Here is a 26,933-nt window from a genome sequence, read left to right as displayed (position 1 = left end):
CCCGGCGTAACGCCCCCCGCAGGAACCGAGATGGCCGGCAATGCCGGCCATTTTCATGTCTGGGGACAGGTGCCGCCTGCGTGCTCAGTATTCGAAGATCGACCGGAAGATACCGGGCGCGATCGCGGACAGCGGATTGACGTGCAGCTTGGGCGCGTTGGCATCGCCCGAGAGTTTGTAGGTAACGCCAATCAGGCCGCCGTCGCGTCCGTTGCCCAAAATGACCCCGACAAGCGGCAGCTCGCCAAAGATGCGGTTGAGGCCATAGGCCGGCATGAAGGTGCCGGTCATGTTCATCTGGCCCTGCTGGTCGTAGAGCGTGCCCTGGAACGTCGTCCCGATCAGCGGCCCGCGCAGGACGCCTTTGTCCAATGCCAGGTACTTCGAGCGCTTGTCGATCTGGGCGAAACCGCGTTCGAACCTCACCTTGGAGACGTCGATGTCCTTACGCATCGCCTGGTTAAGGCTGCGATTGTCGCCGGCCGGCTTGCTGGCGACGATCGAGGCCAGCCTCGGTTCATCGACGACGACGAATTCGCGCACATCGACCTGGCCCTTGAGTGGCCCGTCGCCTGAGGATTCCAGCGCGAGCGCCAGCGATCCGCCCTGCATGCGGGCATAGACGTCAAGGAAGCGCAGGATGGCGCCGGCGTCAGCGGATCGCACGTCGAGGCGGCGGCCACCGCCCTGAAGCACGTTGCTGACGGTGATCTGGCCACCGGAACTGGCTGTCGCGTCGACCTTGAGCCCGCCGACCTTTGAGCCGGAGCCCGAATACTCGAGCGTAACGCCCGAAAGCTTCTCGCCGCTGAAGCCGACCAGAGTGTCGACATTGGCAGTGACCGAAATGGAGTTTGAACCGGCTGATTTCGTCGCACTGTCGACGTCGGACATGAACTGCTTGATCAGCGCGCGCGCATCGAGCGAGTTGCCCTTGACCTGGACCGCAAAACCCTTGCCCGAGCGCTTGATGTTGACCGCGACGTCGTCGCCGCGGTTGAGCTGCACCTTGTTGAAGCGCGCCGAAGACAGGCTGCCATTGGCGAGCGCGACGTCGCCCGTGATGGTGAATGTCTTTCCGTCGAGGTTGAAGTCGGACAGCGTCGACCTGTCGCCATCCGACGTCATGGTGAACGACACCTCGGCTGATATGCCCGGCCCCTTGCTCCAGCCGACCCATGGCAGATCGAGCCTGGCCGCGGTCAGGTCGGCCACGATGTGGCGCTTGCCGGGTTCGGGCTGTTCGACATCGACCTTGATGGTTCCCGAGAGCATGTCGGACAGGCCGGGAACAAGCGCGTTGCGTGCCTTGTCGTCGAGCACGAACTGGACATTGCGTTGCTTATCGATGCCATTGTCGCGCAGCGGCTCGACAAGGTCGAGTTCCGCCGGAACACCATTGAGCTTGCCCTTGGCAACGATGACGGCCTTGTCTGGTGTGACGGTGATGTTGCCGTCGGCGTCGGACAGCTTCTGGCCGTCGAACTCCTTGGCCACAGCCAGGCCGTCATAATCGAGCGCCACCTTCCAATCGAGCTTGTCGGTGTCGATGCCGCTGGTGAGCGGAATGTCGGCCTTGACGTTGCCGGTGACGTCGCCCGTCAGCTCCTCCGGCAGGATGCCGACGTGGCGCATGGCATTGATCGGCTCATAGGAAGCGAGTTCCGCGATTGCATCGGCGCTGCCATCGACATCGATATCGAGCGAGCCGATGACCGGCATGACATTGGCCTTGACGACCTTCAGCGTGCCGTTGCTGGCGGCGACGGTGCGGCCGCTGGGCATGAAGACGGTGCCCTGGGACAAGGACACGTCGACGTCGTTGCCGTGGAATTCGACGATGCCCCTGGCATCGCGAATGGGCGGAATGCGGCCGGCGACGTCGAAGCGCGAGCCGTCGATCTCGAAACGACCGAACACTTCCTGGGCGTTGAGCGGCACGCCGTTGCCGAGACGGTCGGGCCTGACGTCGAACTGCACGTTGCCGTCGACGACACGGCCGCCATAGAGATTGTGCAGCACCCAGAGCCGGGCATTGCGGGCCGAAAACCACGGCCACAGCTGCTTCACATGCGCGACCGACATGTCATGGATGGTGAAGGCGACAAAGATGCCGGGCGCCTTGCCGTCGACGAACTGCACCGACGCCTTGCCGAGCGCCTCGCCGCCCGGTCCTGATTTCAGGCCGATCTGCTCGGCAGCGAGCGTGTTGGTGACCACGTCGTAGGTGCCGGCGATCCGCGCCAGGAAACTGAGCGCCGGCTCGGGCGATTCATCAGGCGCCAGGCGCGAGTCGCGGCTGATCAGCTCGAAGCGATAGGCTGGATTGTCGGAAGCATTGCCGGTCGCCGGGCGCGGGCCGAAGCCGCCGGTGAAATCGAATGTCGAGCGGCCGGTCGAGACCAGCAGCTTGCGGATGTCGAGCTTGTTTTCGCCACCGGCAAGGCGAAGGTCGACGGTGACGTCGCCGACAAGCTGGCCGCGTTCGTGCAGATCCAATGTGGATTTGCCGATCGAACCTTTGGCGATCAGTTCGGAACCGTCGCCGCCGATGCCCTCCTGTCCGGTGATCGTCAGTTCGGCAGAGCCGATGCGGCTTGCCTTGGCTGCCGGAATGTCGGCCTTGCCGGCGAAGGGGTCGCTCATCGACACGGTCGCATCGAGGGCTGCGACCCGATTGGCGGCGCTGTCGCGCCGGGCCGCGGCGGTCAATTCGACATCGCGGCCATCGACGTCGAAATTGGCAGCGATACGCAGCTCGCCAGAGCGGGTCTTGGCGAGCGAAGCGTCGATGACGCGCACGACCTTGACCTCACCGCCGGAAGGCAGGACGAAATCGACATTGCCGAGCGCGATTTCGCGCATCGCATCGAACTGGACCGCGTCAAAGCCGCGGCGAATGCCCCGGAACGTCTCGTCCAGCAGCTTCTGCGGATCGACGAGGCCCTGTTCGTTGCGCAGCACGGAACTCCAGTCCGAACCGCCGGCGGCCGGCATCGCATCGACGACGATCCTTGCATCGGAAATGCTGGCATTGCCGAGGCGGACATTGCCGGTGAGCAACGGCACGAGCCGGATGCCGAAGCGCATCAGGCCGGCTTCGGCCATGGGCGAGCCATCCGCGCGGGTGAGCCTGACGTCGGGAACCTCGACCGCGATCAGCCTGAGGCCATCGAGCGTCAGCCGCGCCTGCCCCATCGAGACGTCAACATCGACGCCGGCAAGGCCCTCGATGGCATGTTCAGCCTCTGCACGCAGCCTGTCCTGGCCGAAACCGGAGTAGCCGAGCGCTTCGATGGCGATGATTGCCAGAAGCACAAGCGAGCCAAGGACAGCCACCGCGGCAAGCACGCAATGGCCGGCACGCCGCCGCACGGAGATACGTGGACGCGGCGGTTCCTGGCCCGCAGCCGACGGCATGGCGCCGAGATCGGTAATCTCATCGCGCCTGAACCGGATTTTCTCGTGCCGGGGCACTTCCTGATCCACGCTATGTCCCGTAGTCGTTTCGGTCGTGGACGAATCCAAGTCCGGCATTCTTAACCTGACATCCTTGCCGGCTCACCCCGTAACTTCAAACAAGGGTATCGATATGTCTGAACTCGAGACAGGCCTAACCGCCCCGCAATTCACGCTGCCGCGCGACGGCGGGGGCATTCTGACGCTTTCCGACTTCGGCGGCAAACCTGTTGTCCTCTATTTCTATCCCAAGGACGATACCTCGGGCTGCACCGCCCAGGCGATCGACTTCACCCAACTCAAGCCTCAGTTCGAAAAGGCTGGAGCGGTGGTCATCGGTGTTTCGCCCGACAGCGCCAAGAAACACGACAAATTCAAGGCCAAGCACCAAATTGGCATCGATCTGGTTGCCGACGAAGAGCGAAAGGCGCTCGAGGCCTATGGCGTGTGGACCGAAAAATCCATGTATGGCCGAAAGTATATGGGCGTCGAACGCTCAACCTTCCTGATCGGTGCCGACGGCAAGATCGCGAGGATCTGGCGCAAGGTGAAGGTATCAGGCCATGCCGCCGAAGTGCTGGAGGCGGTGAAGGCGCTCTAGCGAAAATCGCGCGCTGCGGAACCGATGCCCGCTCCCGACGTTCTCATCCAGACGACCATCAACGGGAGAAGAAAGATGTTCCGCAGCGTCATCCTCTGGATGCTTGGCATTCCCATCCCCATCATCATCCTGCTCTGGCTTTTCCTACGTTAGATCGGGGCCAGTCGACAATATCAGAATAAAGTCCGGTCGCGTATAGTCTCGCCTTATCAAATCCGGCGCAAGATTATCATCGCATGACTTGGACAGACAGGAACCCGCCATATCTTGTTGTGGCGGGTTTTTCTTGTCTTTGCCCATCCGGAAAGCAGGCCGCCGGGCCGATGCGGGCAAAGCTTTGTTAACCCTAATAATGTGTAATCGGATCGTCGCTGTTCGTGATGAGAGTTCGGTCCGGTGAAAGCAGCAAATCAGGCCGCCGTTTTCGGCAGGCGCAAAGAGCCCCATACCGTCATCATTGCACGCGGCAACGAGATCCGGCACTTCACAATACGCCCATGGGTGGCCGCAGCAGCCGGTTCGGCACTCGCCGCGATCGCCATCGGCTACCTCACGGCCACGTCCTATCTCGTGCTGCGCGACGACCTGATCGGTGCCGCGACCGCCCGCCAGGCGCGCATGCAGCACGCTTACGAAGACCGTATCTCGGCCCTGCGCGCCCAGGTCGACCGCATCACCAGCCGCCAGTTGCTCGACCAGCAATTGATGGAAACCAAGGTCAGCGAGCTGCTCGAACGACAATCGCAGCTCAGCCAGCGCGATGTCAGGCTTGGGCCGGTCCTCGACAAGGCGGCAGCCTCAGAGGTGACCGACGCCGCGCCCGCCGGCAAGACAGACGAACGCGCCGACATCACGCCCACGATCGATCACCCCCTCGCCTACGCGGCGGCCGACACTGCTGCGGTGCGCCCGTTCTCGTTCTGGTCGACACGGACCGCCGAGCCCGATGGCGAAAGCCGGGCCGACCGGGCCGACAAATTGTTCGTCGCCATCAACAAGTCGCTGCGCAGCATCGAGGACGATCAGGCAAAGCGCATCGGCGCACTTGCCGAAAACGCCTACCAGACCGCAGGTGCGATCACCGACGCACTGGAGAATGCCGGCCTGCCCGTCTCCACGGAAAAATCGGGGGAACTCGGCAAAACGGGCGTGGGTGGCCCGCTGGTGCCACTCGACAATCCGATGGCCTTCGACAGCCCAATCGCCTTCGAAAGCAAGGTCAAGGAGCTCGACGCAGCGCTCGACATGCTGGACCGCCTCAAGACGGAAGCACGCAAGCTGCCGCTCGCCAATCCGGCCGCCGGCCGCTCGATCTCGAGCACCTTCGGGGTCCGCACCGACCCGCTGATCGGCACGCCCGCCCTCCATTCCGGCATGGACTTCCGCGCCCCCTACGGCTCGCCCGCGCGCGCCACGGCCGCAGGTATCGTCACCAAGGCGGGCTGGAACGGCGGCTACGGCCGCATGGTCGAGATCGACCATGGCGGCGGCTTCACCACACGCTACGCCCATCTCAGCAAGATCCTCGTCGCCCCCGACCAAAAGATCGCGGTTGGCGACGAAATCGGTGAGGTCGGCAGCAGCGGCCGCTCGACAGGCCCGCATCTGCACTACGAAGTGCGGCGCGACGGCGAGGCGGTCGACCCGCTGCGCTTCATCAAGATCGGCAAGAAGCTCGGCCAGTATCTCTGAGCCGAGGCAGCCGCCGGGCTCAGGCATCCCCCTGTCGCGCTTCGTGCATCCCGTGCGGTGTGCTCGGCGAATCTGCCCGAAGCAGAGAATCATTCCCCAAAAAGGCGCGAGCGAAAAAACAGCCCACAGGGTGATTCTCCTGCCGGCACGAATCGCCGGCGATGGACCGTTCCATCGAAGCGATTCGCAGCTGCATATCGACGACATGCGGCTGCGCGGATATGTGTGGAGATTGGGATGGATCCTCGGTTCCCGGCACCTTCAGGGAAGGCATTGAAACCTTGATCTAGAGGATCAGTCGGCAAAGGCTAAGCCTTTGAAAAACTGGCGCGAGTGACGGGGCTCGAACCCGCGACCTCCGGCGTGACAGGCCGGCACTCTAACCGACTGAGCTACACCCGCGCTCTGGACGTTGGCGCTGGGCGCCGCGTCGTTGGCGGTGAATTACGGGGTTCGATGGGGAGTGTCAAGCGACATCGAAGAGATAATCGACAAACTTTGTCGTCTATTTTTCGATGTCCACAAAGCCGGGCTTTCCGACGCCTCGACCTGCCGCAACGGCATGCATTTGAACTTGCGGATCACAGGCGAACCGCTTATTGGTCCGCCCGGTTGGGGCGATTAGCTCAGTTGGTAGAGCGCTTCGTTTACACCGAAGATGTCGGCGGTTCGAGCCCGTCATCGCCCACCATTCTCCTTCTGATATTGCGATGATTTCTGGCCTCGCGGCTGAATGTGCGAAGTGCCGGACCTGACTAGGCGGCAACTGCCGGCATGGCATCGCCCAGGCGACATCGGCATCTCCACGTTGCCTCCCCCAAACTCGGCGCTAGACTGCCGCCATGGGCTTTCTACTCTATGCCTTCCTGCCGGTCATCATCATCACGCTTGCCATTGTCGGCGCGCTGGTGTGGCGCGGCATGCAGTTTGGCGAGCTGGCGCGTCATGGCCTGCCGGTGACAGGCATTGTGGTCAGGAAATTCCGCACCGGGACGGGCAAGGCCGGATCAATGGGGCGGCGGATCGCCTTTTCCTATGTCGGAGCCGACGGGGTCGAGCATCGCCGGGCGGCCACGGTGGCCAGCAGCAAATGGGCAGAGCTTGAGGAAGGTGGGCCGATCCAGCTTGTCTACCTGCCCGCAAAGCCCGGCGTCAGCGCCCCGGCCTGGCTGGTCGAGGACGCACGCAAGGCCCTGGGCAAGGCAGCGTCATAGCCGGAAGCGAAAGCCGTTGACGCGACATTGGAAAGACAGGCCGCGTCTCTTCGAAATGCGGCTTTGTCTGCCAAGCGACTGCCTGTCTGATTAATCAGCCTTCCGCAATAGCCCCTGCAGATCCTTGATTTTGGCCGGGCGCATTCGCCTCGTCCGCGGAACGGTGCATTTCACAATCCACGGTGTGTGCATCGGCAGTTGGCAAGGCAAGAACCGCAATGAACTCGCAATGTTGATGGCGCCATATGAGCAAATTGACGCTGTTTTACACCCTCGAACAACTCGACAGCATGAAGCAGCTTTGGCTGCCGCCGCAAGCTTTGGGAGAATTTCTGATGCCAGTTCAGTCGCCCTTCAAATCCGACGCGGCCAGGGACAGGGTTCTTGATGACTATGATGCACTGCTGGCGCGATGGCCGGTATCTTATGAAAGCCGTTTCATCGATACCGAATTCGGCAAGGCCCATCTCATCGCTTCCGGCAATCCGACGGCGTCTCCGCTGGTGCTGCTGCATGGCGGGGGTGGCAACGCGACGATGTGGTTTCACAACATCACTGCGCTCGCTGCGACGTTCCGCGTCTATGCTCTCGACATCATCGGCGACGTCGGCAGGAGCACAGGCGCGCGACCAGCCTATGCATCGGGCGGCCATGTCCGCTGGCTGGCGCAAGTGCTCGACGGCATCGGTCTTGGACAAACGGCGCTGGCGGGTGCGTCTTTCGGCTCATGGTTGGCCGCCGATTTTGCGCTCAAACACCCCGAACGCGTGTCAGGACTGGCATTGCTCGCGCCGCCCCATATCGAGCCGCTGCGTTTGAGCTTCATGCTGAGGGCGGTTGTGGCGACCATTGCTCCAACAGACTCCAGGATTCGCAGCTTTTATCGCCTGATCTCATCGCCGCACGCGCCGCAACCGACTGGGCTGGTCATGCAGGATTTCGCGTCACGCGCTGGCAGTCGCAGCGGCAGAGCCCACCGCCGCCGCCAAGGCTGTCAGCAGAGGATCTGCAACGTTTGCCGGCGCGAACCCTGTTCCTGCTGGGGCAAGATGATGCGCTCTACGACGTCAACAAAGCAGCGGCGCGTATCCGCGCCAATGCTCCAGCCTGCAAAGTTTCGCTGCTGGCACAGGCCGGACATACGCTGACAGTGGACAAGCCTCGCGAGGTCAGCGATCTGCTGGTTGCGTTCTTTGCTAGAACTTCAGCACCAGTTGCCCTGTAGCAAGGCGACATCAGAGCCCTGATGACTGCTGCGACCCAGGAACCAGCGCGCATATAGCCGTGATCGCGCGCCCACAATGCACCCTCGCAACGCTGCCCCCGCTTCCTATCTCTAGGCGATGTTTGCTGTCGTCGCCGTGATGTCCTTCGTCTCCCTCGCCGTGCCGCTCGCCTTTTGCTGGCGATTGTGGCGGCTCGACGAGCCCAGCCGACTGGGCTGGCTGCTGGTGCTGGTTGAAAGTGCTGTGCTGGTGACCTTGGTCGTGATCGTGGCGCGATGGGACATTGCCGGGATGTGGAGCCGCATCGCGCTGGTCGGCCTGTTCGCGACAGTGGCTGCGGTCTCGGCCTGGCGACACCTGCGCAAGCCCTGGCTGCCCGCGGACGGCTCCCCGATCTCCAGCAGGCATATCCCGGCATTGGCCTCAGTGGTGGTTTTCGGCACCGCACTCGCCTATGTCATGATCGGTGTTTTCGACCAGCACGATCCGCGCGACTTCACTTTTCCGCTCGAGGGCGGGCACTTCGTGGTCGCGCACGGCGGCACGATCGGCGTGCTCAACCATCACAGCGATCACGCCGCACAACGGCATGCCCTCGACATCACCGCCGTCAACGCACTGGGGTTCCGGGCGTCGGGGCTGCTGCCGGACGATCCCGCGCGTTATGTCGTCTTCGGCAAGACGGTGGTCAGCCCGTGCGAAGGCACGATCCTTGCCGCGGTGGACAGGCTACCCGACCTTGCACCACCGGCGGCCGACCGCGACAATGCCGCCGGCAACCATGTCGTGGTGTCCTGCGGCGATCTCAATGTCGAGCTTGCCCATCTGCGCAAGGGCAGCGTTGCGGTCGCGGCCGGCGACAGGGTCGTTGCCGGCGCTCCGATCGGCCAGGTCGGAAATTCCGGCAACAGCACCGAACCGCATCTGCACGTCCACGCCGTCGATGCGGGCTCCGGCACCGGCGTCCAGATGTCGTTCGATGACACCATCCCGGTGCGCAACACGCTCATCATCAGGTAGAAGGCAACCAGCAGAGGAAATCGTCGCCTCGGCGCGCGGGCAGAACCCTGGCTTGGCGCTCAGCGCACCAACGGCGCAACCGCGTTTTCGATCAGGCGCACAAGGCTGAGCGCAGTCATCTCGGAGGACTTCGGATTGGTCCTCAGCGGCTCGTTCTCCAGTCTCAGATCGAGCTTGCCGAAGGCGCCGGCGGCACTGATCTCGTGGATGTTGCGCGCGGCCGAGGGATCGGCGACCAGCACGACGCGCGTACGGTCCAGGCCGATGCCCGACAAGGCCGAGATGACGGCGACGTTTGCATTCTGCGGAAATGCCTCCGCAGCCTGGCGCGCCGTGCCGGCAAAGAACTCGGTGCGTCTGGCCAGCCTGTCCAGGTCGATCATCTCGGCGGCCCGGGTGCCCTTCCAGGCAAGCGGCGGCTTGACGATCGTGTGCCTGACCTCGTCCAGCGGCAGCGCCGAGGCAGCAGCGAGCGCGCCAAGGTCGCCGAGCGCGCCCGAGGGAACGACGATGCGGCTGCCCGTTTTCTCGGCGACAGCCAGGAGAAGGCCAAGCAGCGCGTCATCGGTGAATGCGCTTGCCGAGGACACGACGAAACTTGACGCATGGCGCAAGGCCGCCTCGCCCCAGATGGCGACCGCCGGGCGGCCGGCCACCTCGATCACCATGTCGACGTCGAGCCCGGCGAGCTCGTCCGGCCCGCCGATCAGGCGCGCACCTTGCGGCAGCGCGGTGCGCTGGCGCTGGGGATCGCGCACGGCAACCGCCACGATCTCCACGCCCGCCGGCTGCCGCTCGGCGAGCAGCTCGCCCACCCGCGAGGCGATCGCCCCCCAACCGACGAAGCACAGCCGCAACCGGCGAGACTCAGAGACCGACATAGCTCTGCACCAGCTCGGCATTGTTGGTCAGGTCCTCGCCGGTGCCGGACCAGACGGTGCGGCCCTTTTCGAGGATATAGTGGCGGTCGGCCAGGCGCTTCAGCACGTTGAGGTTCTTGTCGATCAAAAGGATCGACTGCCCTTCCGCCTTGAGCGCCTCGATGCAGCCCCAGATTTCGGCACGGATGACCGGCGCCAGGCCCTCGGTCGCCTCGTCGAGGATGAGCAGCTTGGGATTGGTCATCAGCGCGCGGCCGACGACAAGCATCTGCTGCTCGCCACCCGACAGGGTTCCGGCAGCCTGCCCGGCGCGCTCCTTCAGCCTTGGAAACAGCGCATAGACGCGTTCCAGCGTCCACGGGTCCTTGCGGCCGAGACGATTGGCGGCGGTGGCAACGAGATTTTCACGGACCGTCAGTGTCGAGAAGGTCTGTCGCCCCTCGGGCACCAGGCCGACGCCGAGCCGGGCGACCGTCTCGGGCGTGGCGCCGCAGACGTCGCGACCGGTGAATCGTACTTCGCCCGACAGCGGCTTGAGCAGCCCCATGATCGACTTGACGGTGGTGGTCTTGCCCATGCCGTTGCGGCCGAGCAGCGTCACCACCTCGCCATCGCCGATCTCGAGCGCGACGTCGAAAAGCACCTGGCTGCGGCCATAGGCCGACTGCAGTCCGGCGACGCTCAGCATAACTCGTCTCCCTCCCCCAGATAGGCAGTGCGAACCTCGGGATTGTCCCTGATTTCGTCGACGGTGCCGGTGGCGATGATGCGGCCATAGACCAGCACCGAGATGCGGTCGGCCAGCGCGAACACCGCCTCCATGTCATGCTCGACGAGCAGCATCGAGACCTGGCTCCTGAGACCCCGCAGCATCTCGATCATCTGCTGGCTCTCGACATGGCCAAGGCCTGCCATCGGCTCGTCGAGCAGCAACAGGCGCGGCTTTGTGGCCAGCGCCACGGCAAGCTCGAGCTGCTTCTGCTCTCCATGCGACAGGTTTGCGACAAGTTCGCCGGCCCGGTCGCCAAGACCGGCAGCATCGAGGAAGCCGCGGGCGCTTTCACCGAGCTGGTGCTCGTGGCGGACGTTGCCCCAGAAGCGGAAGCTGTGGCCCTGCCGCACCTGGACGGCAATGGCGACATTGTCGAGCACGGTGTAGTCGGGCAGCAGGCAGGTGATCTGGAAGGTGCGCGCCAGGCCCATCGACACGCGCCTGGCAGTCGGCAGCGTGGTGATCGGCACACCATCGAGCTCGATCGTGCCCTCGTTCTGCCTGAGCTCGCCCATCAGCTGCGAGATCAGCGTCGTCTTGCCGGCGCCATTGGGGCCGATCAGGGCGTGGATCTCGCCCGGCTTGACGGTCAGGTCGACGTGATCGGTGGCAAGCAGGCCGCCGAAACGCTTGACCATGCCCTGGACGTTGAGGACCGGAGTCATGCGCGCCTCCCGAAAAGCCTGGTGCCCAGCCCCTGGACGCCGCCTTGTGTGTAGAGCACGACGAACAACAGGATCAGGCCGAGGCCGAGCTGCCAGTTCTCCGTCCATGAGGCGAGGATCGATTCGAGCACGATGAACACGGCGGCGCCGAGCAGCGGGCCGAACAGCGTGCCGACGCCGCCGAGGATGACCATCACCATCAGTTCGCCCGACTTGGTCCAGTGAATCATGTCGGGGCTGGCATAACGCAGGAAATTGGCCATCAGCGCGCCGGCAAGGCCGCAGCCCATGCCCGAGATGACGAAGGCCATCAGCTTGTAGCGGTAGGCCGGCAGGCCGATCGCGGCCATGCGCTTTTCGCTCTGGCGCAGGCCGACGATGACGTTGCCGAAGCGCGAATTGACGATGCGCCACAGGACGAAGAAGAACGCCACCGTGACCGTAAGGCAGACATAATAGACGGTCTGCTTGTCGCGCATGTTGAGGCCCGGCAGTTCGTTGGCCCGGCGGATGATCAGGCCGTCGTCGCCGCCATAGGTTTTCAGCGAGACGAACAGGAAGAACAGCATCTGCGCGAAGGCGAGCGTGATCATGATGAACTGCACGCCGCCGGTGCGCAGAGAAAGTGCGCCGATGAGCGCTGCCATCAGGCCTGATATCACCAGCGCGACCGGAATGGTGATCAACAGCTGGTTGGTGCCGGGGATGAAGCCGAACAGCGGCTCGCCCAGCGAATAATGCTGGTAGAGGATGCCGACGACATAGCCGCCGATGCCGAAGAACGCGGCGTGGCCGAAGCTGACCATACCGCCATAGCCGAGCACGAAATTGAGGCTGGCGGCGGCAATGCCGTAGATCAGCACGCGGGTTGCGAGCGACGTCAGCGCGGCATAGCCGGTTGCGTCGGCGACCGCGGGCAGTGCGATCAGTGCGATCAGCACGCCGGCAAGCAAGGCGGGTCGCTTGAGTGACTTTTCCATGGGCATGTCGGCGCCTGGTTCAGGAATTTCGGATGAACAGGCCCTTCGGCCTGATGAGGAGGACGATCGCCATCAAGAGATAGATGCCCATCGACGAGATGCCCGCGCCGAGCGCATCGGCTTCCGGGCCGACCATGACCTGGCGCAAAAGGCCCGGCAGATAGGCGCGCAGGCCGGTGTCGACGACGCCGAGGATGAGGCTGGCGAAAAAGGCGCCGCGGATCGAGCCGACACCGCCGATGACGACGACGACGAAGGTGGTGATCAGTATCTGCTCACCCATGCCGACCTGGACGGCGAGGATCGGACCGGCCATGAAGCCGGCGAGACCGGCCAGAAGCGCGCCAAGGCCAAAGACCAGCGTGTAGAGCAGACGGATGTCGACGCCGAGCGCGCGCACCATCTCGCGATTGGTCGAGCCGGCGCGGACCAGCATGCCGATGCGGGTCTTGTTGATCAGCAGATAGAGCCCGAGCGCCACCAGCAGGCCGACGGCGATGATCGCCAGGCGGTACACCGGATAGACCAGCCCGGGCAGAAGCTCGACCGACCCGCCGAGCATTTCGGGCATCGACACGAACAGCGGCTGGCGCCCGAACAGGATGGTGATGGTCTGGTTGAAGATCAGGATCAGGCCGAAGGTCGCCAGCACCTGGTCGAGATGGTCGCGCTGGTAAAGCCTGCGCACGACGAGGAATTCGATCGCGGCACCGGTGACGGCTGCGGCCGCAAGCGCTGCCGGAATGCCGAGCCAGAATGAGCCGGTCTCTGCGGCCGCCCATGTGCCGGCATAGGCGCCGATCATGTAGATCGAGCCATGCGCCAGATTGATCACGCCCATGATGCCGAAGATCAGCGTCAGGCCGGCTGCCAGCAGGAAAAGCATGACGCCGAATTGCACGCCATTCAGCATTTGTTCGAGGAAGAGCGTCATCGCCTGTCGCTTCGATTGGAAAAACGGGGAAACTGGCGGACGGCACTGCTGCCGCCCGCCGTCGCGAGCCGATAGAGGTTACAACTTGCACTCGGCGGCATAGGCGTCGCCATGGTCCTTGAGGACCTCGCCGACGGTCTTCAGCATCGGCTTGCCGTCATCGCCCTTCTCGACCTTCAGCGCGTACCAGTTCTGCACCGGGTGCTGGTTGGGGCCGAAGGCGAACTTGCCGCGCACGGATTCGAAGTCGGCCTTGCGCAGGGCATCGCGGAAGGCGTCGGCATCATCGAGGCTGCCGCCGGTGGCCTTCAGCGCCGAGGCGTAAGCCAGGGCGGCATCGTAGCCTTGCGATGCGTAATAGGTGACGGGACGGTCGTAGGCCTTGTTCCAGGCGTCCATGAACTTCTTGTTGGCGGCGTTGTCGAAGTCCGCGTTCCAGTGGCTGGTCACGTTGAGGCCGATGGCGGCATCGCCAACGGCGGCAAGAGTGACGCCATCCATCGACGGCTCGGCCACGACCATCGGGATTTCCTTCATCAGGCCCGACTGCTCGTACTGGCGCAGGAAGGTGATGCCGAGGCCGCCGGGGTGGAACTGGAACACCACGTCCGGCTTGGCGGCGCGAACCTGCGCGAGTTCAGCGGCGAAATCGGTCTGGTCGAGGCGGGTGTAGATTTCGCCCGCGATCTCGCCCTTGAAGTAACGCTTGAAGCCGGCGATGGCATCCTTGCCGGCCTGGTAGTTCGGGGCCAGCACGAAGGCCTTCTTGTAGCCGAGATTGGTGGCGTTCTGGCCGGCGCTCTCATGCAGGCTGTCGTTCTGCCAGGAGACGACGAAATAGTTCGGGTTGCACTCCTTGCCGGCCATGTTCGACGGCGCGGCGTTGGGGCTGACATAGAAGGCGTCGTTGTCGACGATGTCGGGAACGGTGGCGCCGGCGACATTGGAGAAGACGATGCCGGTGAACAGCTTGATGCCTTGCTCGCCCATGAAGCGCTCGGCGATCTGCTTGCCCTGGCCGGGCTTCAGCCCGTCATCCTCGACAACCAGCTCGACCGGCACGCCACCAAGCTTGCCCTCCTCCAGCGCCAGCATGAAGCCGTCGCGGATGTCCTGGCCGAGATAACCGGCAGGGCCTGACAGCGTGGTGATCATGCCAATCTTGACGGGATCGGCAGCCATTGCCGGAAACGTCGCAAAGGCTGCGATCGATGCGGCAAGAAGTGTTGTCCTCACGTTCATCCTCAGTTCTCCTCTGATCGGCGCATTTCAGCGCGCATTGTTGATTGCCAGGTCGGTCGCAAGCCGGTCGGTTGCCTCGATGTCGAGAGGCACGAACAGGAACGAAGCCGCCTCTGCCTTGAGCCGGCCGAAGACAGGGGCGGGAAAGTGGTAGGGCGCAAGCACGGTCGCGTTGGCGGCGGCCTCGGTGAGCAGGCCGATCCGCGTCGTCCGCGCCTCGACCGGATCCTCACAGAAGTTGCAGACGATGCCGTCGTCACCGAGCTGCAACGGATGATGCACGGCGTCGGCCAGGAACAGCACCTCGCACTCTTCAGTGTCGAGCGCGACCACCACCATGCCGGGCGAATGTCCCGGCGCCGGCTTCAGCCGCAGGCCTGCCGCCACCTCGGCGTCCGAAGCCACCGCCTCGAAGCCGACCGACCGGATGATGGGCAACACGCTATCCGCGAAGGCGCCATGCAGCGTATTGCCGTCGACCGAGGCCTCGTGGACCTTGGTCCAGTGGGTTAGTTCGGTCTGGGCGACGACGTAGCGCGCATTTGGAAAGGTCGGCCGCCAGGTTTCGCCTTCCCGCCTCGTGTTCCAGCCGACATGGTCGGCGTGCAGATGCGTGTTGATGACGATGTCGACGCGCTCGGGCGAAATGCCGAGCGCAGACAAGGTCTGGAGGAACTGGGTTTCGCGGCGATGCCAGGCCGGCCGGTGCGGCCGCTCCTTGCCGTCACCGATGCCGCCGTCGATCAGCGCGACGTAATCAGACGTCTCGACGACATAGCAGTTGAAGCTGAGCGCCACTGTCTCGGCTTCCGGATCGACAGTGCCTGCGGGCGAGCGCCTGGCAGCGGCTTCCAGATCCTCGCGGGAAAGCCCCGCGAAGATCGCCTTTGCCGGCCAGGCGACATTGGCCATGTCGGGAATGCAGGTCACCGTGACTGGACCAGCGTGAAGCTGTTCCAGTTCGATGCCAAGTTCACCTATGCGCTGACGCGTGACCTTCATGCCGCAAGCCGCCTCAAAGGTCGCATTCGCCGGCGAACGGATCGCCATGCGCGCTCATCAGCTTCTTGCGGGTCTTGAGAGTCATCTCGCCGGCGGCGTCCTTGACCACCTGCATGGCGTACCAGTCCTGAACCGGATGCTGGTTCTTGCCGAAGCTGAAGCTGCCGCGTGTAGTTTTGAACTCGGTCTTGAGCAGCGCCGCACGGAAGGCCTCGATGTCCTCGACATCGCCTTCCGTCTGCTTGAGCGCCGAGGCGATGGCGAGCGCCGTATCGTAGCCCTGCGCCGCATACATGGTCGGCGTGCGCTTGTAGGTGTCTGCGAACTTGGCGACGAACTCGCGATTGGTCTCGTTGTCCAAGTCGGTGTTCCATGAACCCGATACGTTCAAACCTGCAGCCGCCTCACCCACGGCCTTGAGGATGGCGTGGTCCATCGACGGCTCGGCAATGACCATTGGCACGGCACCGAGCAAACCCGACTGCTGGTATTGACGCAGGAAGGCGATACCCAGGCCGCCAGGCTGGAACTGGAACACAACGTCCGGATTAACCGCCTTGATCTGCGCCATCTCGGCGGCAAAGTCAGTCTGGTCGAGACGCGTATAGATCTCACCCGAAATCTCGCCCTTGAAGTAGCGCTTGAAACCGGCGATGGCGTCCTTGCCGGCCTGATAGTTGGGTGCCAGCACGAAGGCCTTGGTGTAGCCGAGATCGGTGGCATTCTGGCCTGCACTGCCCTGCATCGTGTCGGTCAGCCACGAGAGAACGAAGTAGTTGGGGTGGCATCCCTTGCCGGCGAATTCGGACGGGCCCGCATTGGGGCTGACGAAGATCGCGTCAGCGTCGACGATCTCGGGCACCGTCGCACCAGCTACGTTCGAGAAGACGATGCCGGTGAACAGCCTCACGCCCTCGTCGTTCAGAAACTTGTCGGCGATCTGCCGGCCATTGCCTGGCTTGAGGCCGTCGTCCTCCACCAGCACGGTGACAGGCACACCACCAAGCTTGCCGCCTTCCATGTCGATCGCCAGCTGAAAACCGTCGCGCACGTCCTGGCCGAGATAGCCAGCCGGTCCGGAAAGCGTCGTGATCATACCGATCTTGACCGGGTCTTGTGCAAGTGCCCCCGGGGCGAAAAGTGACGCAGCCGCGAAGGCCATGAGCGAAGACTTCAGTTTCATGCCTGGATCCTGAGCTGGAGCGGCCCACTCCTGGGCGAACCGTTGTGACAATGCTGTCGGATTAGAGCTTCACCCAGCCTTCCGGCGGGGTCTTGCCCGGATGCAGCGCGCCGCATTGCGGGCAGGTGCGCGCCTTCTCGTCGGCGTAGAACGCCTGATAGATCGGCGGCAGGTCGCGGACGATGCTCTTCAGCGTGACCTCGACGCGCTTGACCAGCCCGTTGCACTCGAAGCAGTACCATTCGAAGGCGTCGAGCAGGCCGTCATTGCGCTTGGGCTCGACGACCAGGCCGATGGAGCCTTCCTGCGGACGCTGCGGCGAGTGGCGCACATGCGGCGGCAGCAGGAAAATCTCGCCCTCGCGGATCGGCACGTCGTAGAAATTGCCGTTGTCCACCACCTTGAGCATCATGTCGCCCTTGAGCTGGTAGAAGAACTCCTCGACCGGATCGTCGTGATAGTCGGTGCGCTTGTTGGGGCCGCCGACGACAGTAACCATCAGGTCGGCGTCTTCCCAGATCTGCTGGTTGCCGACCGGCGGCTTGAGCAGGTGGGCGTGCTCGTCGATCCACTTCGAGAAGCTGAAGGCCGAAAGGCGTCTGGTCATTGTCGTTCCTCCTTTGGGTCGGCGCGCGAGCGTCGGAATGATCGGTCAGGCTGAAGTCTTCAGCCCACATGCCTCGAAGGCGGCGCGGGTGGCGCGCTTTTCGTCCTCGGTCAGTTCGAGCAGCGGCGGGCGCACGCATCCACCTGCCTGCCCCAGAAGCTCCTGCCAGTACTTCTGGTGCGAATGCGGCTTCTCGGCCGGGCGCGTGTTCTTGAGTGCTGCGCGCACCGGGTCGAGGCTGTCGCGGATGCGGCGTGCTTCCTCGGCTTTGCCTGACAAGGCAAGGTCGGTGTATTCGCGCATGCGCCTGTCGTGCTTGGTCTGGATCAGATAAGGCGGCGACGAGCAGAGATAGAGCTGCCAGTTGAGCTCGAGGATGTTGTCCAGCCACTCCTCCTCTGAGGCGGTGCTGACGAGGATGCGGTCGCCGGCAAGCCGGGTCAGTTCGGAATACATCGGCCGCGGCACCGAATACTTGATGGCGACCACGTTCTCGATGTCGGCGAGCTTGTTGCACAGTTCGGGGCTCATCAGATAGCCGCTGTCGGGATGGCTCCAGAGGGCTATGCCGATGTCCACCTTGTCGGCGATGGTGCGATAGTAGTTGAGCAGCGTCTCGTCCTGCTCCTTGAAGAAATGCAGGATCGGCGCGTGCACGACGATGTAGTCGGCGCCGCATTTCTGGGCGTGCTTGGCGAGGTCGATGACGACGTCCATGTTCTGGTCGGAGCAGGACATGATGGTCTGGGCGCGGCCGGCGCAGGCGTCGACGGCGAGGTCGAAGCAACGCTTGCGCTCGTCGAGCGACATCGAGAAGAACTCGCCCTGCTTGCCGGCAATGAAGAAGCCGTCAATACCGAGGTCGCCGATCCAGTGATCGACATTGCTGCGGAAACCGTCCTCGTCGATCGAGAGGTCGTCCTTGAACGGCATCAGGGCGGCAGCCCAGATGCCCTTCATCGTCGCCCTCGAATGGGCCTTGGCGGTCTTCTTGTCGTACTTCATCGAATGCGAACCTTTACGAGGCGATTGCGGGCTTCGGCTAGATTGCCATGCGGTGCGAAACGTTCTTGATCACGGTGTAGTGCAGGATGCCTTCGGCGCCGCCTTCGCGACCGAAACCGCTCTCCTTGACACCGCCGAACGGCGTCTCGGCGACCGAGGCCTCCAGCGTGTTGATCGAGACGTTGCCGGCTTCCAGATCGTCGGTGATCTGGTCGACATTGGCGGCCGAATTGGTGAAGGCGTAGGCGGCGAGGCCGAAAGGCACGCCATTGGCCTTCTCGATCGCCTCTTCGAGCGAGGAGACGGGATTGATCACCGCCAGCGGGCCGAACGGCTCCTCGCGCATGACGCGGGCTTCGCCGGGCAGATCGGCGAGGACCGTCGGCGGATAGAAATAACCGCTGTTGCGCGGCCGCTCGCCGCCGAGCAGAAGCTTGGCGCCCTTCGAGACGGCGTCGGCGACCAGCATTTCCATCGCCTCGACGCGGCGATGGTTGGCCACCGGGCCCATTTCGACACCCTCTTCCAGTCCGTTGCCGACCTTGACGGCGCGGGCGCGCTCGATGAAGGCCTCGGTGAACGGCTTGTAGACGCTCTCATGGACGAAGAACCGCGTCGGCGAGGTGCAGACCTGGCCGGAATTGCGCACCTTTCGGATGGCCGAGGCAATGCCGGCCTTCACCGGATCGGCGTCGTCGCAGACGATGACAGGGGCGTGGCCGCCGAGCTCCATCAGCGTCGGCTTGACATAACGGGACGCAAGGCCGGTCAGCGTCCTGCCGACGGCGGTCGAGCCGGTGAAGGCAATCAGGCGCACCTGCTCCTGCGGGATGAGATATTCGGAAATCTGCGCCGGAATGCCGAAGACGAGGTTGAGCACGCCAGCCGGCAGGCCAGCATCATGGAAGGCGCGTGCGATGTGCAGGCAGCCTGCCGGGGTCTCCTCGGCGGCCTTGATGATGATCGAGCAGCCGGCGGCCAGGGCGCCGGCGATCTTGCGCGCCGGCTGGCTCATCGGGAAATTCCATGGCGAGAACGCCGCCACAGTGCCGATCGGCTGGTGATGGACGATGTAGCGGATGCCCGGTTCGCTCGGGATAACGCGACCATAGGTGCGCTGCGCTTCGCCGGCATCCCATTCGAAGAACTCGGCGCCGCGAATGACTTCGAGGCGCGCCTGCTGGAACGGCTTGCCGTGCTCGCGGGTGATGTCGGTGGCAACCTCGTTGATGCGCTCGCGCAGAAGTGCAGCCGCCTTGCGCAGCACCTCGGCGCGGCGGGCGGGCGAGGTCTTGCGCCAGACGGCAAAACCGCGCTCGGCGGCTTCGAGCGCAGCGTCGAGATCTCCGGTGGATGCGACGGGAACAGCGCCGATCACGCTCTCGTCAGCCGGGTTGATGACAGGCAGCGTTTCCGCCGTCCGCCGCCAGGCGCCGCCGATGTAAAGCTGGAGATCGGGGTAGTTGGACATCGGGCGCCTCGGCTTCGCAATTGGCATCAGTTCGACGGTTCCGGGCAGCGGCCCGTGCGTCTTGGTGCCAACATCGACGGAAACCATTATATCGACAAGATGGATTTATCTGATAAATTAAGACTGTTTTCTGTATAAGTTTGCGACGCAAGAGGCCGGCCGCCGGAGCCGTGCGCGGAGACATCAGTGAAGATCACCATCAAGCAGATCCAGCAGTTCCTGGCGGTCGCCGAGCTCGGCAGCTTTTCGCGCGCCTCGAAGCGGCTGGGCACGGCGCAGCCGGCGCTGTCGCAGGCAATCCGCGATCTCGAGGCGGAACTGTCGGTGCGCCTGTTCGACCGCACCACGCGGCGGGTCGAGCTGACCGATGCCGGCCGCGAGTTCCAGAACTCTGCAACCAAGGTGATCGAGGAACTGGAGCATGCGGTGGAAGGCGTGCACATGCTGGCCGAACGCCGGCGCGGACGCCTGCGCATTGCCGCGCCGCCGCTGCTCGCCTCGGTGGTGCTGCCGCAGGCGATTGCCGAGTTCCAGAAGAGCTATCCCGGCATATCGGTGCAACTTGCCGACGTCGGCACCGAGCAGATTGTCGACAGCGTGCGCAGCGGCCAGGCCGATTGCGGCCTCGGCACCTTTTCTCCGGCCGAGGACGGCATAGAAAGGCTGTCTTTGGTGCGCGACAGCCTGATGCTGTTCTGCGACCACCGCAGTCCGTTCTTTGGCGCGGAGACGGTCAGATGGGCGGCCCTGGCGGACCAGCCGCTGATCACGCTGACGCGCGACAGCGGCATCCGGCTCTTGGTCGAGGTCGGCTTCGAGATGGCGCAGATGCCGTTCAAGCCGGCCTTCGAGGTGACGCAGGTGACGACGGCCATCGCGCTTGTCGAAGCCGGCCTCGGCATCGCCGTTCTGCCCACCTATGCGCTGGCGGCGGCGCGGTTCAGGAAGGTCGCCGGCAAGCCCTTGGCCGAACCGACCATCTCGCGCGAGGTGTCGCTGATCCACGCCACCGGGCGCTCGGTGTCGCCTGCCGTCTCGGCCTTTGCCAGTGTCGTGCGCCGCTACGCGCAGCAATTGACGCCGCGCGACGCCAGCTAAGGCTCAGCCCTTGATCAGGCGGAGCAAGGCCTGAGACAGGACCGTGTCCTCCGAGGCAAGGTCGAGCAGGACATCGAAATGATTTCGGCCGGGGATTTCCATCAGCTCGGAGGCAAAACCAGCCTCGCGCCACATCTGGTCATATGCGGTCGATTGCCGCCGGAAGCCGTCGGGCTCGCCATCGGCATAGGCAACGACGATCGGGCAGCCGACCCTGGGCAGGTTGGCGGCGGGGCTCAGCCGTTTCACCGCCGCGTCGTCCAGCTTGATCCAGTCCTGCACGAAGGATCTCGAGATCGGCGCGAGCTGGAACAGGCCGCTGATCGGCAGCGCGCCCTTGATGACGTTCTCCGGCACACCTGCCTCGTCATGCCAGCCGCGCGAGAGCACCGCTCCGGTCAGATGTCCGCCGGCCGAGCTGCCGCCGACATGGATGCGTGCAGGATCGATGCCGAACGCACGGCCATTCTTCCACAGGAAGCTGATCGCCGCCCTGACCTCGCGCACGATCTCGTCGAGCGACGCCTCGGGCGCCAGCCGGTAATCGACCACGGCGGTGGCGATGCCGTTCGTCGCCAGCATATCAGCCATGAAGGCGGAATCGTGCTTGGAGAGCATGCGCCAGTAGCCGCCATGGATGAACACGAACACCGGCCGCGCCTCGCCTGAGGTGCCGTAGATGTCGATCGTCTGGCCGCTCTCTTCGTCGTAGACGACGTCGAGATGCGTGGCATGGTCCCGCATCTCCTCGGAACGGCTTCGGTAGTCACGCATTGCCGCCCCGAAGACCTCGGGCGTCACGGACGCCCGCGCGCCATAGTCGCGGTCGAGGACGTCACGCGGCCAGTTGGCTTCTTCGGCAAGCACGCTCATGCACACCTCCTGTCAGGCGACGAAGGCACGGATGGTGTCGGCCACCACCTTGGGCTGCTCGAGCGTAGGGAAGTGCGTTCTCCCGGGCAGCTTGTTGGGCTTGTACCAGTCGTTGCCGGCAGCGAAATCGAGCTGCGCCTCAGCATATTCCGGCTCGAAAGGCTGCGAATAGATGTGGGTGATCGGACGCTTGTCCTTCAGTGCCGCCATGCGCTGCATCGGGTTGCCCCATTTGCGGTAGGCCTTGCCGATCTCGCGGCCGGACCGCGCCCACATTTCGAAGCTGTATTTGGCCATCTCGTTGTTGACGTGATTGACGATGTCCTGGTTCTCGGTGTCGCCGATCCAGTAGTTGAAGAAATCGCCGCGGCCGTTTTCCCAGTTGGTGCGATCCTGGATGTGGTCGATCATACGGAAGAAGTCTTCGTTCGGCGTGGTCTGGATCCAGTCGATGACGACGGTGCGCGGGATGCGCGCCACATCAAGACGATCGGTCACCTCGATATTGGCCCAGCCGCCATGCGAGGTCGACACCGGCACCAGCCTGTCGATGTTCATCTTGTCGAGGAAGGCTGCGACGTCGGACGCCTGGTCGTCGACGGTGAAGTCGCCGTCATGCTCGCGATGCTCGCCATGGCCGCGCCAGTCCAGGCGGATGACGCGATGGGTCTTGGCGAGTTCGGGCGCCAGCGTCTTGAACAGGCGGTGGTCCTGGCACCAGCCCGACAGCAACAAGAGAACCTCGCCCTCGCCTGCCTCGTCGTAGGACAGCGTGTTGGCGCCGATCTGGATGGATTTCATCTGAAGTCTCCGAAGTCTGGGGCGCACAGCACCCGATGTTTGCTGGTCAGGCGAGCGGCTCGGTGGCGGTCGGCTGATACCGCGCCGTCTTCATGCGCTCGGCGCCGAGTTCGCGGCTCTTGCCGGTGATCTTCATCACCTCGGAGCGCAATTCGTCGGGCCAGAAATTCATGTCGCCGAGCCGCTCGGCGGTGTCTTGCGTATGTTCGGTGATCGGGCGTTCGCGCTCTTCCCAGGCAGCAAGCGCCTGCTCGATGTCGGGCGCATCGGCCACGGCGGCGGCAAGCCCGAGGCCGTTCATCAGGGCGCAACCGCCGCCCTGGCCGAGATATGGCGGCATGGCGTGTGCTGCGTCACCCAGGATCGCCGTGCGGCCCTTGCTCCACTTCTTGAGCTTGACCACCTCGAAGGCGTCCCAGCGGCCGGCATCGCCGAAGCGCGAGACCAGATGGGCGAGATGCGGGAAGGATTGGGTCCACAGCGCGCGGTCGGCCGGAACCTTGAGCGCTGCCGCATCGTCGGCGGCGCAGCACAGCGCGACATAGAGATCGGTGGCGCTGGCCGGCGTGTAGAGTATGCGGCGGGTGCCGGTGAAATATTCGATGTAGCGGTCGCGGTCCTCTGCCGGCACGTCGGCGTCGTCGCGGCCGATCAGCATGCGGATGGCGCCATAGCCGAGATGCTTGCGGTACATCATCAGGTCGAGCGAGTCGCGCAGCTTCGAGTTGATGCCGTCGGCGCCGACGACGAGGTCGGCCTTGCGTCGCGTGCCGTCGGCGAGCAGCAGCTCGCCCTCCGGCGTCGCGCCGACCGCTTCCGAATTGGTCAGGATCTCGACGCCGCTGCGGCGGCAGGTATCGACCAGTGAATTGATGAGCTGCTCGCGCAGGATGGTGATCAGCCTGGCGTCGCCCTGGCCGTTGATGGGGATTTCCTCCATCGTCGTGTTGTCATGGTCACGGGTGTGGAACTGCGGGCCGATATGGGCGCCGACGACGGCCTGGTCATAAGCGCCGATGGCCTTCAACACGCGCAGGCCGTTGCTCCAGATGTAGATGCCGGCGCCAAAGGTGCGCAGGTTCGGCGCGCGCTCGTGCACCGTCACCGACCAGCCGCGCTGGGCGAGTGCGGCAGCCGTGGTGAGCCCGCCAATTCCAGCGCCTGCGATCTCCGCATGGCGCCTGGTTCCGGTTTTGTCGGTCATGTCTGGATTGTCCTCCCCGTGCGGCAGATCCTGCCGACGTCTGGGGCCTGGCCGCAATGGGGCGCCTCAGGCCGAAAATGCCTCCGCGCGCTGGCAACGCCTTGCGCCGCCAACGCCTCCTCCAGCCAAGTTTCCAGCGATTGGACATTCAGACAAGTGAATTCTCTGGAAATTCCTATGAGGATTTGGAATATCAATCTGGCATAACGACTTGAAAGTGAGGCTCCGATGAAACTCGTCACCAGCCGTCTCACCATCCGCCATTTGCGCATGGTCGTGGCGATCGTCGAAGAGGGCAATCTGGTGCGCGCCGCCAAGCGGCTGAACATGACCCAGTCGGCGGTGACCAAGGCGCTGCAGGAAATCGAGGCGCTGACCAAGGCGAGGCTGTTCGACCGCACCAATCGCGGCGTCGTGCCAACGATGTTCGGCGACACGCTGGCCGAGCACGCGCGCCTCGTCATCACCCAGTTGGCGCATGCCGAAGAGCATCTCGCCGACCTGCGCGACGGCACCGGCGGCCGCGTCGCCATCGGCACCTTGCTGTCGGCCTCGGCCGAATTGCTGCCGACGGCCATCGCCCGGCTGCGCAAGGAACGGCCCAAGCTGGTGGTCAAGATCGTCGAGGGCACCAACGACGTGCTGATCCCGGCCTTGCGCGCCGGCGAGCTGGACATGGTGGTCGGGCGCCTGTCCGAGCAGCGCGACCGGCTGAATGTCGTGCAGGAGACGCTGATGGACGACATTGCCTGTGTCGTCGCGCGCCGCGGTCATCCGCTGGCCGAGCGCAGCGCGCTCAGCCTCGCCGACCTGATTGGCTGGGAGTGGATCCTGCCGCCACAGGAAACCAGCCTGCGCCGCCAGATCGACATCGCCTTTCGCGAGGAAGGCCTCGAGCCGCCGTCGCATGCGGTGGATTCCGTTTCGCTTCTGACCAATCGGGCGCTTTTGATCGATGCCGACTATCTCGGCGTGTTCCCCGCCCAGGTGGCGCGCCGCGAGGCTGCCGCCGGCGCCATCGTCATCCTGCCGGTGACCTTGCGCGCCACGGCCATGCCGATGGGCATCACCACCCGGACCAATGCGCGGCTGTCGCCGGCGGCCGAAGTGCTGGTGGAGACGCTGCGCCGCACCGCCGCCGACCTGGCGCGCCATGACGTATAAGTAATCGCTGGACGATTGATATTCCCAGACGTCATGGCTGGATGACGAGTTTTCCATTTACCGGAATGCTGGTTGGGCCAAGCTTGGGCGATTGGACAACACTGCGGAGGAGCAGCTGTTGCCTGCGGTTTCTGCCCGACGACGACCGGCGAGCTGATGCGCCGGCGACGGGCAGCGTCCGCCTGCCCTGCTGCCCCTCCCTTTGAAGCGTCCACTGCGACGGCCGGCACAGCCCGCGATCGAGGATTGCGGAGGCTTTGCCCGAGCGGTCGGGAATTTTGGGGAAGAGGAATAATCTGATGCATTTCAAGGGAATCTTGTCGGCCGCCGTCCTGGCTTTGTCGGTCAGTGCGGCCTATGCCGAGGACCCGCTCAAGATCGGCATGATCACGACGCTTTCGGGTCCCGCCGGCTATCTCGGCCAGGACATCCGCGACGGCTTCCAGCTCGCCATCGATGCCAACCAGGGCCAGCTCGGCGGCAAGGCGGTCGAACTGGTGGTCGAGGACGACAGCCTGAAGCCGGGCAATGCCAAGCAGATCGCCGACAAGATGCTGTCCGAGCAGGGCATCAAGCTGTTCACCGGCATGGTGTTCGCCAACGTCGCCTTCGCCGCCCTGCCCGACATTCTCGACGGCGACGCGATCTATGTCAGCGCCAACACCGCATCCGCCACCTTCGCCGGCAAGGAATGCCACCCGAACTATTTCGTCAGTTCGTGGCAGGACGACAGCCAGGGCGAAAGCGCCGGCGCCCTTGCCCAGTCGCTCGGTTACAAGAAGGCCTTCCTGATCGCGCCGAACTACCAGGCCGGCAAGGAAACGATGGGCGCCTTCAAGCGCTTCTACAAGGGCGAGGTCGTCGGCGAGACCTACACCGGCCTCGACCAGACCGACTTCGCCGCCGAGATGGCGCAGATCCGAGCCGCCAAACCCGACGTCGTCTACGAGTTCGAGCCGGGCGGCCTCGGCATCGCCTTCATGCGCCAGTACCAGCAGGCCGGCCTGCTCAAGGACATCCCGATGGTCGTCCATCCGGCGTCCCTCGACCAGGTCATCGTCGGTGCCGTCGGCGACGCCGCGCTCGGCGTGAAGGTCACCAGCCACTGGAACGACGACTTCGACAATCCTGTGAACAAGGACTTCGTCACGGCCTGGAAGGCCAAGTTCGGCGACCGTCCGATCACCTACTACGCCGCCCAGGGCTATGACGCGGCACTTCTGATCGGCACCGGCCTGGAAAAGTCTGATGTCGACGACCTGCCGGCCTTCCGCAAGGCGCTGCTGACGTCTGAAATCCCGTCGGTCCGCGGTTCGTTCAAGTTCGGCCCCAACCAGCATCCGGTGCAGGACTGGTATTCGCTCAAGGCGGAAAAGGGCGCTGACGGCAAGATGGTGCTCAAGACCGAGAGCAAGGTGCTGACGGCGCACAGCGACAGCTACGCCGCCGACTGCAAGATGCCGACGGACTGATCGACAAAGGAGACACGCGTCCCGGGGCGGGTGGTCCCGGGACGCGCACTCGACCAAGATGCGCGACGGGGCCTGCAGCCCCGGCAGCAGTGGCCAGGCTCTCCGCTGAGCGACTGGCCTCAGGCAGTTGCAGCGTGGCTGCCGACGTAGAAGACCTCTCGGCCAAGCAAAGCGATGTCCTTGGTATCGATGCTGCTTTCGGGGCTGTTCAGCATTTCCCCACACACGCGTCAGCTTCTTGTCAGCCCGGCGAGACAGCTTTACCCATCGTCACGCGGTAATCCCCTTCGGCATGTGGATTTTCTTGGCTTTGCAGGCCAATAACCATCAAACACTTGATGTGATGAAGGTCGGCGGCAGGCAATTG

23 protein-coding genes and 2 tRNA genes are annotated in these 26,933 nt (G+C 64.1%); 9 read left to right on the top strand and 16 right to left on the bottom strand.

Annotated elements, in window-relative coordinates; all coding sequences use genetic code 11:
- Positions 1 to 84: 84 nt before the first annotated feature.
- Positions 85 to 3,489, bottom strand: a complete 3,405-nt coding sequence (locus Amn_RS12710; RefSeq protein ID WP_185910147.1) for a YhdP family protein — start codon at positions 3,487 to 3,489, stop codon at positions 85 to 87.
- 103 nt (positions 3,490 to 3,592) lie between these two features.
- Here Amn_RS12710 and bcp point away from each other — a divergent pair, with 103 nt between their 5' ends.
- Both bcp and Amn_RS12700 read left to right on the top strand, forming a co-directional pair.
- On the top strand, positions 3,593 to 4,060 hold the full coding sequence (gene bcp, locus Amn_RS12705; RefSeq protein ID WP_154385541.1) for a thioredoxin-dependent thiol peroxidase: 468 nt from the start codon (positions 3,593 to 3,595) through the stop codon (positions 4,058 to 4,060).
- A 396-nt stretch (positions 4,061 to 4,456) separates the two neighbouring features.
- Entirely contained in the window at positions 4,457 to 5,752 is a 1,296-nt protein-coding gene (locus tag Amn_RS12700) for a M23 family metallopeptidase (RefSeq protein WP_286297481.1), read from the top strand.
- A gap of 325 nt (positions 5,753 to 6,077) precedes the next feature.
- On the opposite strand, the gene Amn_RS12695 is transcribed toward Amn_RS12700, so the two are convergent.
- Positions 6,078 to 6,154 (bottom strand) — tRNA-Asp (locus Amn_RS12695).
- Positions 6,155 to 6,367: 213 nt separating this feature from the next.
- On the opposite strand from Amn_RS12695, the gene Amn_RS12690 reads away from it, so the two are divergent.
- From Amn_RS12690 to Amn_RS12675, 4 genes are all read left to right on the top strand, one after another.
- A tRNA-Val gene (locus tag Amn_RS12690) sits at positions 6,368 to 6,443 on the top strand.
- Positions 6,444 to 6,594: 151 nt separating this feature from the next.
- Positions 6,595 to 6,966, top strand: coding sequence for a DUF3592 domain-containing protein (locus Amn_RS12685; protein ID WP_182573833.1), 372 nt, complete (start codon positions 6,595 to 6,597; stop codon positions 6,964 to 6,966).
- Positions 6,967 to 7,220: 254 nt separating this feature from the next.
- The gene (locus tag Amn_RS12680) at positions 7,221 to 8,114 is read left to right on the top strand and encodes an alpha/beta fold hydrolase (RefSeq protein WP_286297477.1); all 894 of its coding nucleotides are present in this window, start codon (positions 7,221 to 7,223) and stop codon (positions 8,112 to 8,114) included.
- Positions 8,115 to 8,330: 216 nt separating this feature from the next.
- Positions 8,331 to 9,212, top strand: a complete 882-nt coding sequence (locus Amn_RS12675; RefSeq protein ID WP_185910150.1) for a M23 family metallopeptidase — start codon at positions 8,331 to 8,333, stop codon at positions 9,210 to 9,212.
- Between the two features lie 59 nt (positions 9,213 to 9,271).
- On the opposite strand, the gene Amn_RS12670 is transcribed toward Amn_RS12675, so the two are convergent.
- The 11 genes from Amn_RS12670 to Amn_RS12620 form a co-directional block, all read right to left on the bottom strand.
- Complete coding sequence (locus Amn_RS12670) at positions 9,272 to 10,093, bottom strand: aspartate dehydrogenase (RefSeq protein ID WP_286297472.1); 822 nt, start codon at positions 10,091 to 10,093, stop codon at positions 9,272 to 9,274.
- Positions 10,080 to 10,781: an ABC transporter ATP-binding protein gene (locus Amn_RS12665; RefSeq protein ID WP_154385547.1), complete on the bottom strand. Its 702-nt coding sequence runs from the start codon at positions 10,779 to 10,781 to the stop codon at positions 10,080 to 10,082. The genes Amn_RS12670 and Amn_RS12665 overlap by 14 nt, the downstream gene beginning before the upstream one ends.
- Complete coding sequence (locus Amn_RS12660; RefSeq protein WP_154385548.1) at positions 10,775 to 11,530, bottom strand: ABC transporter ATP-binding protein; 756 nt, start codon at positions 11,528 to 11,530, stop codon at positions 10,775 to 10,777. The genes Amn_RS12665 and Amn_RS12660 overlap by 7 nt, the downstream gene beginning before the upstream one ends.
- Entirely contained in the window at positions 11,527 to 12,510 is a 984-nt protein-coding gene (locus Amn_RS12655; RefSeq protein ID WP_182573828.1) for a branched-chain amino acid ABC transporter permease, read from the bottom strand. Before Amn_RS12655 ends, Amn_RS12660 begins: the two co-directional genes overlap by 4 nt.
- Before the next feature lie 19 nt (positions 12,511 to 12,529).
- On the bottom strand, positions 12,530 to 13,444 hold the full coding sequence (locus Amn_RS12650) for a branched-chain amino acid ABC transporter permease (RefSeq protein ID WP_067962766.1): 915 nt from the start codon (positions 13,442 to 13,444) through the stop codon (positions 12,530 to 12,532).
- A 78-nt stretch (positions 13,445 to 13,522) separates the two neighbouring features.
- A complete protein-coding gene (locus Amn_RS12645; protein WP_154385550.1) occupies positions 13,523 to 14,686 on the bottom strand; it encodes an ABC transporter substrate-binding protein in 1,164 nt (387 codons plus the stop codon).
- 27 nt (positions 14,687 to 14,713) lie between these two features.
- A complete protein-coding gene (locus Amn_RS12640; RefSeq protein ID WP_185910151.1) occupies positions 14,714 to 15,688 on the bottom strand; it encodes an MBL fold metallo-hydrolase in 975 nt (324 codons plus the stop codon).
- 13 nt (positions 15,689 to 15,701) lie between these two features.
- The gene (locus Amn_RS12635; RefSeq protein WP_286297460.1) at positions 15,702 to 16,871 is read right to left on the bottom strand and encodes an ABC transporter substrate-binding protein; all 1,170 of its coding nucleotides are present in this window, start codon (positions 16,869 to 16,871) and stop codon (positions 15,702 to 15,704) included.
- 61 nt (positions 16,872 to 16,932) lie between these two features.
- On the bottom strand, positions 16,933 to 17,478 hold the full coding sequence (locus Amn_RS12630; RefSeq protein ID WP_067962779.1) for a 3-hydroxyanthranilate 3,4-dioxygenase: 546 nt from the start codon (positions 17,476 to 17,478) through the stop codon (positions 16,933 to 16,935).
- A 45-nt stretch (positions 17,479 to 17,523) separates the two neighbouring features.
- On the bottom strand, positions 17,524 to 18,483 hold the full coding sequence (locus Amn_RS12625) for a dihydrodipicolinate synthase family protein (RefSeq protein WP_067962782.1): 960 nt from the start codon (positions 18,481 to 18,483) through the stop codon (positions 17,524 to 17,526).
- 37 nt (positions 18,484 to 18,520) lie between these two features.
- A complete protein-coding gene (locus tag Amn_RS12620; protein WP_286297456.1) occupies positions 18,521 to 19,954 on the bottom strand; it encodes an NAD-dependent succinate-semialdehyde dehydrogenase in 1,434 nt (477 codons plus the stop codon).
- A 186-nt stretch (positions 19,955 to 20,140) separates the two neighbouring features.
- Here Amn_RS12620 and Amn_RS12615 point away from each other — a divergent pair, with 186 nt between their 5' ends.
- Positions 20,141 to 21,052 (top strand): LysR family transcriptional regulator, encoded by a 912-nt coding sequence (locus tag Amn_RS12615; protein ID WP_067962785.1) that lies wholly within the window; start codon positions 20,141 to 20,143, stop codon positions 21,050 to 21,052.
- A gap of 3 nt (positions 21,053 to 21,055) precedes the next feature.
- Here Amn_RS12615 and Amn_RS12610 read toward each other — a convergent pair whose 3' ends face one another.
- Genes Amn_RS12610 through Amn_RS12600 form a run of 3 tightly spaced genes read right to left on the bottom strand, consistent with a single transcriptional unit; the run spans position 21,056 to position 23,930 of the window.
- The gene (locus Amn_RS12610; RefSeq protein ID WP_286297451.1) at positions 21,056 to 21,925 is read right to left on the bottom strand and encodes an alpha/beta hydrolase; all 870 of its coding nucleotides are present in this window, start codon (positions 21,923 to 21,925) and stop codon (positions 21,056 to 21,058) included.
- Between the two features lie 12 nt (positions 21,926 to 21,937).
- Positions 21,938 to 22,726 (bottom strand): alpha/beta fold hydrolase, encoded by a 789-nt coding sequence (locus Amn_RS12605; RefSeq protein ID WP_182573826.1) that lies wholly within the window; start codon positions 22,724 to 22,726, stop codon positions 21,938 to 21,940.
- A 46-nt stretch (positions 22,727 to 22,772) separates the two neighbouring features.
- A complete protein-coding gene (locus tag Amn_RS12600) occupies positions 22,773 to 23,930 on the bottom strand; it encodes an FAD-dependent oxidoreductase (RefSeq protein ID WP_154385556.1) in 1,158 nt (385 codons plus the stop codon).
- 228 nt (positions 23,931 to 24,158) lie between these two features.
- Between Amn_RS12600 and Amn_RS12595 the strand changes: the two genes are divergently transcribed.
- Positions 24,159 to 25,094 (top strand): LysR family transcriptional regulator, encoded by a 936-nt coding sequence (locus tag Amn_RS12595; RefSeq protein ID WP_067962799.1) that lies wholly within the window; start codon positions 24,159 to 24,161, stop codon positions 25,092 to 25,094.
- A gap of 299 nt (positions 25,095 to 25,393) precedes the next feature.
- Entirely contained in the window at positions 25,394 to 26,566 is a 1,173-nt protein-coding gene (locus Amn_RS12590; protein WP_067962802.1) for an ABC transporter substrate-binding protein, read from the top strand.
- The last annotated feature ends 367 nt before the right edge of the window (positions 26,567 to 26,933 follow it).

The organism is Aminobacter sp. Y103A (genome assembly GCF_030294925.1).
Classification (GTDB): Bacteria; Pseudomonadota; Alphaproteobacteria; order Rhizobiales; family Rhizobiaceae; genus Aminobacter; species Aminobacter ciceronei.
This window is presented reverse-complemented; position numbering and strand designations above follow the sequence as displayed.